Here is a 6,434-nt window from a genome sequence, read left to right as displayed (position 1 = left end):
GTTTCCGGTGTTTCGCTTGTGTTTGAAGCTTAGCCGGTTCGTTTTCGCGGTGTCAAATCGGCCGGTTCCGGCTTCTTAGCTCCGCGTTGATCCCGCTTCGCATTCAGTTTGTTCGTGTTCCCGTCCGGGCTGAGGCAGCACCGTGTGCCGCTTGTTCCGCTCGGGGGGTTTCGCCGCGCTCCGTTCCGGTGTGATCCGGCCCGTTCCGCGCTGGCAGGGAGAAAGTTACACCCCTGTCCCGCAGGAGACAAATCGGGGGGTCGGTTCGGGTATCTCCGCAGCTAGGCGTGGTGTGGAGGGGGTGGCCGGAGGATGCTGTCCGGGTGCAACTGCTCCCCAGCCTCCGCCCGTGGGGTCCTTATGCGGCTCGGCTCCTGCTGGTTGTCGCCTGCTATTACCTCGGCGCGCGACTGGGGTTGCTCCAGGCACTGGTCAACGACCAGGTGACACCGCTGTGGCCGCCGACGGGTGTGGCGCTGCTCGCCCTGCTCCTGGGCGGGTTGCGGATGTGGCCGGGGATCGCGGTGGCGGCGTTCGCGGTGGACGCGTCCCTGGGCGACCTCGGGACGGCGGCGCTGATCTGCGTGGGGAACACGCTGGGGCCGGTGGTCGGTTTCCTGCTGCTGCGGCGGGCGGGCTTCCGGTTGGAGGTGGACCGCACCCGTGACGCGTTGTCCCTCGTGCTGCTGGGCGCGTTCGCGGGCATGCTGGTCAGTGCCACGGTGGGCAGCGGCGCGTTGCTGGTGACCGGGGTGGTCGACGGCGCGGGTTTCTGGTCGACGTGGTCGGTGTGGTGGACCGGTGACGTGCTGGGGGTGCTGGTGTTCGTGCCGCTGGCGCAGGCCGCGCGGTTGTTGCGCCGGTGTCGTCCGACGCCCCGCCGGTGGGCGGAGGCGGTGGCGCTGCTGTCGAGCACGGCGGCGGTGATGGCGATGGCGACGGTGGTGGACATCAGGTTGATGTACCTGGTGTTCCCGTTCCTGATCTGGGCGGCGTTCCGCTTCCAGCACGTGGGGACGGCGCCGTGCGCGTTGATCGCGGCGGTGTTGGCGGCGCGTGCCGCGACGTGGGCCACGGGGCCGTTCGAGGGTTTGGAGCTGGTGGTGCGGATGGTGACGTTGCAGGCGTTCAATGGGACGGCGGTGACGACGGCGCTGCTGTTGTCGGCGGTGATCGCGGAGCGCAACGCGGCGCGGTCGGCGATCGAGCGGACGGTGGCGCAGTTGTCGGAGGTGGTGTCGCAGTACCGGCCGCTGCTGTCGCGCAACGTGCTGCCGCCGCGTCCCCCGGAGGCGCGCTAGTGGCCGTGGTGGTGGTCGGCGGCGGGCCGGCGGGGCGGGCGCTGGCCCGCGAGTGCGCGGCGTTGGGCGTGCGGACGACGGTGGTGGACCCGGATCCGGGTCGGCCGTGGCGGGCGACGTACGGGGCGTGGTCGGACGAGTTGCCGGCGGGGACGCCGGTGGGGTTGGTGGCGTCGCGGGCGCGGGTGGTGGCCGTCCGGGAGCACCGGTTGGCGCGGGCGTACTCGGTGTTGGACAACGAGCGGCTGTGGCGGTTGCCCGAGGAGGTCGAGGTGGTGGCGGGCCGCGTGGTGGAGCGGACCGGTTCGGGGGTGCGGTTGGCCGACGGGCGGGTGCTGACCGGGGAGGTGGTCCGGGCGACGGGCGCGGTCGGTGGTCGGGCGGCGCAGACGGCGGTGGGGGTGGTGGTGCCGGCGGCGTCGGCGCGGCCGTTCGTGGGCCCGGACGAGGCGTTGATCATGGACTGGCGCAAGCCGCCGGCGGCGACGACGGCGGACCCGACGTTCCTCTACGCCATCCCGGTGTCGGCGGACGAGGTGCTGCTGGAGGAGACGTCGTTGGCGCGGCGGCCGGGGTTGCCGCTGCCGGAGCTGCGGTTGCGGTTGCACGCGCGGTTGGCGGCGCACGGGGTGCCGGTGCCGGAGGGCGAGGAGCGGGTGCGCATCCCGCTGGACGCGCGGCCGGGTCCGGGCGCGTTCGGCGCGGCGGCGGGGTTCATCCACCCGGCGACGGGCTACAGCGTGGCGGTCTCGTTGCGGCGGGCCCCGGTGGTGGCGCGGGCGCTGGCGGAGGGCCGGCCGGTGGTGCGGTCGCCCCGGGAGCGGGCGGTGCACGCGCTGCGGATGCGCGGGTTGACGGCGCTGTTGGCGATGGGCCCGGACGAGGTGCCGGAGTTCTTCGACGAGTTCTTCGGGTTGTCGGACCTCCACCAGCGCGCCTACCTCGGCGGTCACGACGACCTGGGCGGGACGGTCCGGGCGATGGTCGGCCTGTTCGGCCTGGCCTCGTGGCGGATGCGGGCCCGGATGGTGCTCCCCGTGCACTAGGCCAAATTCCCGGGAACAGCCGGTGAACCCTCTCGGCAGGGGGCGGTGGGGAGGGGCACGATCGGTGGGTGCCCGCCTTGCTGGATGACGTCCGCTTCGCCTTCCAGCCGTTGTTCAACCTCCACACGGGGGCGGTGGTGGCGGTGGAGGCGCTGGCCCGGCCGCACGACGGCCACGTGCGGGACCTGCTGCGGGAGGCGTTCCGCGCGGGGTACCTGGCCAACACCGACGTGGCGCTGGCCTGCCGGGCGGTGCGCCACGCGGCGGAGCACGGGCTGGGCCTGCCGCTGCACGTGAACCTGCTGGCCATGACGGTGGCGGACCGGCCGGAGCTGTTCGCGCCGCTGTACGGGGCGTTGCGGGAGGTCGGGCGCGGCCCGTCGGACGTGGTGGTGGAGGTGGGCGCGCCGTACTCGCGGGCTCCGAGGCGGCGACTGGTGGAGCGGTTGCGGCAGTTGCGGGAGGACGGGTTCCGGATCGGCCTGGACGGGGTCGGCGAGGGTGACTCGCCGCTGTCGCTGCCGGCCGAGGTGCAGCCCGAGGTGATCAAGCTCGACCGCGCGGTGGTGGTCGCGCTGCCCGAGGACCCGGCGTGGTGCGCGCTGGTGCAGGGGTTGCAGCACCTGTGCGAGCACACCGGGTCGCTGGTGGTGGCCGAGGGCGTGGAGACGGAGGCGCAACTGGCCGCGCTGCGCCGGCTGGGGGTGCGGCTGGCGCAGGGGAACCTGCTGGCGAGCCCGCAGCGGCGGCCCCGGGTGGACGTGACGATCTCGGCGGTGCTCGCCGAGGTGGGCGACCCGGAGGCGGTGAGCAGGACCGCGACCGCGCCGCTGCGGCGCCGCCGGGGTCCGGCGGTGACCGATTTCCTGCACCCGGCGACGACGCTGCCGGATTCGGCCACGTCCGAGGAGGTGCTGGAGGTGCTGGCCGGCCGGCCGACGGTGACCGGGGTGGTGCTGGTGGACGAGGACGATCGGCCGCGGTGGACGGTGGACCGCAACCGGTTCCTGCTGGCGGTGACGGGGCCGTTCGGGCACGCCCTGCACGCGAGGCGGGAGGCGGCGCGGCTGGCGGACAGGCCGAAGCTGATCGGGGCGGGGGCCGGCGCGTTAGAGCTGCTGGACGTGGTCGCGCACGCCGACCGGGAACGCACCAACGACGACCTGGTGGTCGTGGACGGCGACGACCGGTGCCTGGGCGTGGTGCGGGTGGCGGACGTGGTGCGCGGGGTGGCGGAGCTGAAGGTGGAGCAGGCGGCGGCGCTGAACCCGCTGACCCGGCTGCCGGGCAGCGACGCGATCGCGCGGGAGGTCGACCGGCGGATCCTGGGCGGCGAGCTGTTCGCGGTGGGGTGGCTGGACGTGGACGCGTTCAAGCGGGTGAACGACTCGGCGGGGTTCGCGGCGGGTGACGACCTGATCCGGGAGCTGGGGCGGGCGCTGTCGGAGGGCGCGGCGGCGCTGCCCGGGGTGCAGGTGGGGCACGTCGGCGGGGACGACTTCCTGGTGGTGGCCGGGTTGGACGAGCTCGTGCCGTTCTCGGCGGGGGTGCTGGACCGGTCGTTCGCGGCGGAGGGGCCGGCGGTGACGCTGTCGCTGGCCTCGTTGATCTGCGCGGCCGGGTCGGTGGGGTCCTACCGCGAGGTGTCGCGGCTGCTCGCGCCGGTGAAGGAGCACGCGAAGTCGTTGCGCGGGACCAGCTGGGTGGTGGGGCGGCCGGGCAGTGACCAGGTGGACGTGCTGCGGGGCGGGCCGCACCTGGCGGTCGGGTAGGGGCGCGGCCCCCGCAACAGGAACAGGGGCCCCCTCGGGAGGGGACCCCTGCGAAGTGCGCGGCCCGCGGCCCGGTGGAGCGGGTGGGCCGGGCGGCCGACCGGCCCGGTGGAGCGGGCCGGCCGGGTGGGCCGGTAGCGGGCCGGCCGGGTCGAGCAGGCGGGCCGGTGGGCCAGGCCCCGGGTCTCAGACCGTGAAGCCCAGGGCGCGCAGCTGCTCCCGACCGTCGTCGGTGATCTTCTCCGGGCCCCACGGCGGCATCCACACCCAGTTGATGCGGAAGTCGTCGACGAGGCCGCCGCCACCGCCACCGACCAGGGCGGAGCGCGTCTGGTCCTCGATGACGTCGGTCAGGGGGCACGCGGCCGAGGTCAGGGTCATGTCGATCACGGCCACGTTGGCCTCGTCCACGCGGATGTCGTAGACCAGGCCGAGGTCGACGACGTTGATGCCCAACTCCGGGTCGACCACGTCGCGCATGGCCTCCTCCAGGTCGTCGAGCGAGGCCACGTCGGCCTTCGGCGCGGGCGGTTCGGGCATGCCCTCGATGCCGCGCACCACGTCTTCTCCGGTGCTCATGCCTTCGCTCCCTCGCTGCGGGACACCGCGTCCTTGAAAGCCATCCAGCCCAGCAGCGCGCACTTCACGCGCGCCGGGTACTTCGCCACGCCCGCGAACGCGATGCCGTCCTCCAGGACGTCCTCGTCGGGCTCCACCTGGCCGCGGCCCTGCATGAGCTCGACGAACGCGTCCATCCTGGTGAACGCCTCGCTCACCGGCCTGCCCACCACCAGGTCCGTCAGCACCGAGGTGGACGCCTGGCTGATCGAGCAGCCCTGCCCGTCGTAGGACACGTCGGCGACGGTGTCGCCGTCGAGCCTCACGCGCAGGGTCACCTCGTCGCCGCAGGTGGGGTTGATCTGGTGCGACTCGGCGTCGAACGGGTCGCGCAGGCCGCGGCCGTGGGGGTTCTTGTAGTGGTCCAGGATGATCTCCTGGTACATCTGCTGGAGCTGCAACTAGACCACCCCGAAGAACTTCTGCGCCTCGCGCACCGCGTCCAGCAGCACGTCCACCTCGTCGAGCGTGTTGTACAGGTAGAAACTGGCCCGGACCGTGGCCGGGGCGTTCATCCGGCGGTGCAGCGGCCACGCGCAGTGGTGGCCGACGCGGACCGCCACGCCCAGGCTGTCGAGCACCTGGCCGGCGTCGTGGGCGTGGATGCCGTCGACGACGAACGACACCGCGCCGCCGCGGTCCTCGGTGTCCACGGGTCCGACGACCCGCACGCCGGGGATCGCGGTCAGGCCCGCCAGCGCCGCCTCGGTGAGCAGGTGCTCGTGGGCGGCGATCCGGTCCACGCCGATCGCGGAGAGGTAGTCGACGGCCGCGCCCAGGGCGACCGCCTGGGACGTCATCGGCACGCCCGCCTCGAACCGCGCGGGCGGCGGGGCGAACGTGGAGCCCTCCATGCGGACCATCTCGATCATGGACCCGCCGGTGAGGAACGGCGGCAGCGCCTCCAGCAGCTCGCGGCGGCCGTAGAGCACGCCGATGCCGGACGGGCCGAGCATCTTGTGGCCGCTGAACACCGCGAAGTCCACGCCCAGGGCGTGGAGGTCGACCGGGGCGTGCGGGACGGACTGGCAGGCGTCCAGCACGGTGAGCGCGCCCACGCGCTGGGCGGCGGCCACGAGCGCGGGCACCGGGTTGACGGTGCCCAGCACGTTGGACTGGTGGGTGAACGCCACGACCTTGGTGCGCCCGGTGACCAGCGCGTCGATGTCCGACAGGTCCAGGCGGCCCTCGTCGGTCACGCCGAACCAGCGCAGTTCGGCGCCGGTGCGGGCGGCGAGCTGCTGCCACGGCACGAGGTTGGCGTGGTGCTCCATCTCGGTGACCACGATCTCGTCGCCGGGGCCGAGGCGGAACCGCTCTGCCTCGGGTCCGGCCGTGGCGGCGTTGCCCATCGCGTAGGCGACCAGGTTGACGCCCTCGGTCGCGTTCTTGGTGAACACGACCTCGCCCTCGTCGACGCCGACGAAGCGCGCGATCCGGCGGCGCGCGGCCTCGTAGGCGTCGGTGGCCTCCTCGGCCAGCTGGTGCGCGCCGCGGTGCACGGCGGCGTTGGCGGTCTCCAGGAACGCCCGCTCGGCGTCGAGGACCTGCCTCGGGCGCTGCGAGGTGGCGCCGGAGTCCAGGTAGACCAGCCGCTTGCCCTCCCGCACGGTGCGGCCCAGGATCGGGAAGTCCGCGCGCACGGCAGCGACGTCCAGTGGAGCGGCGGTGGTGGTCACGGCTCCGGCGCCTCCTCT

Annotated in this window: 6 protein-coding genes; 3 read left to right on the top strand and 3 right to left on the bottom strand. The window is 73.7% G+C overall.

Annotated features, from left to right (window positions below; translation table 11 throughout):
* Positions 1–323 precede the first annotated feature (323 nt).
* From Q5530_RS23250 to Q5530_RS23240, 3 genes are all read left to right on the top strand, one after another.
* Positions 324–1,301, top strand: a complete 978-nt coding sequence (locus tag Q5530_RS23250; protein WP_415364864.1) for an MASE1 domain-containing protein — start codon at positions 324–326, stop codon at positions 1,299–1,301.
* On the top strand, positions 1,301–2,347 hold the full coding sequence (locus Q5530_RS23245) for a lycopene cyclase family protein (RefSeq protein ID WP_415364863.1): 1,047 nt from the start codon (positions 1,301–1,303) through the stop codon (positions 2,345–2,347). Before Q5530_RS23250 ends, Q5530_RS23245 begins: the two co-directional genes overlap by 1 nt.
* A gap of 68 nt (positions 2,348–2,415) precedes the next feature.
* Positions 2,416–4,119, top strand: a complete 1,704-nt coding sequence (locus Q5530_RS23240) for an EAL domain-containing protein (protein ID WP_415364862.1) — start codon at positions 2,416–2,418, stop codon at positions 4,117–4,119.
* Between the two features lie 186 nt (positions 4,120–4,305).
* Here Q5530_RS23240 and Q5530_RS23235 read toward each other — a convergent pair whose 3' ends face one another.
* The 3 genes from Q5530_RS23235 to Q5530_RS23225 are packed head-to-tail and all read right to left on the bottom strand — an operon-like array spanning position 4,306 to position 6,416.
* Positions 4,306–4,698, bottom strand: coding sequence for a metal-sulfur cluster assembly factor (locus Q5530_RS23235; protein WP_380642072.1), 393 nt, complete (start codon positions 4,696–4,698; stop codon positions 4,306–4,308).
* Positions 4,695–5,138 (bottom strand): Fe-S cluster assembly sulfur transfer protein SufU, encoded by a 444-nt coding sequence (gene sufU, locus Q5530_RS23230; RefSeq protein ID WP_380642069.1) that lies wholly within the window; start codon positions 5,136–5,138, stop codon positions 4,695–4,697. Before sufU ends, Q5530_RS23235 begins: the two co-directional genes overlap by 4 nt.
* The gene (locus Q5530_RS23225) at positions 5,139–6,416 is read right to left on the bottom strand and encodes a cysteine desulfurase (protein WP_415364861.1); all 1,278 of its coding nucleotides are present in this window, start codon (positions 6,414–6,416) and stop codon (positions 5,139–5,141) included.
* Positions 6,417–6,434 lie beyond the last annotated feature (18 nt).

It is taken from the genome of Saccharothrix sp. BKS2, from assembly GCF_047689505.1.
Classification (GTDB): Bacteria; Actinomycetota; Actinomycetes; order Mycobacteriales; family Pseudonocardiaceae; genus Actinosynnema; species Actinosynnema lopnurensis.
The sequence above is the reverse complement of the archived record's forward strand: the minus strand, read 5'-3'. Positions and strand labels throughout refer to the sequence as shown.

What these genes read in the sequence shown, in the direction of transcription:
- Q5530_RS23235 (WP_380642072.1), bottom strand. Translation starts at nt 4,698, where the DNA reads ATGAGCACCGGAGAAGACGTGGTGCGCGGCATCGAGGGCATGCCCGAA.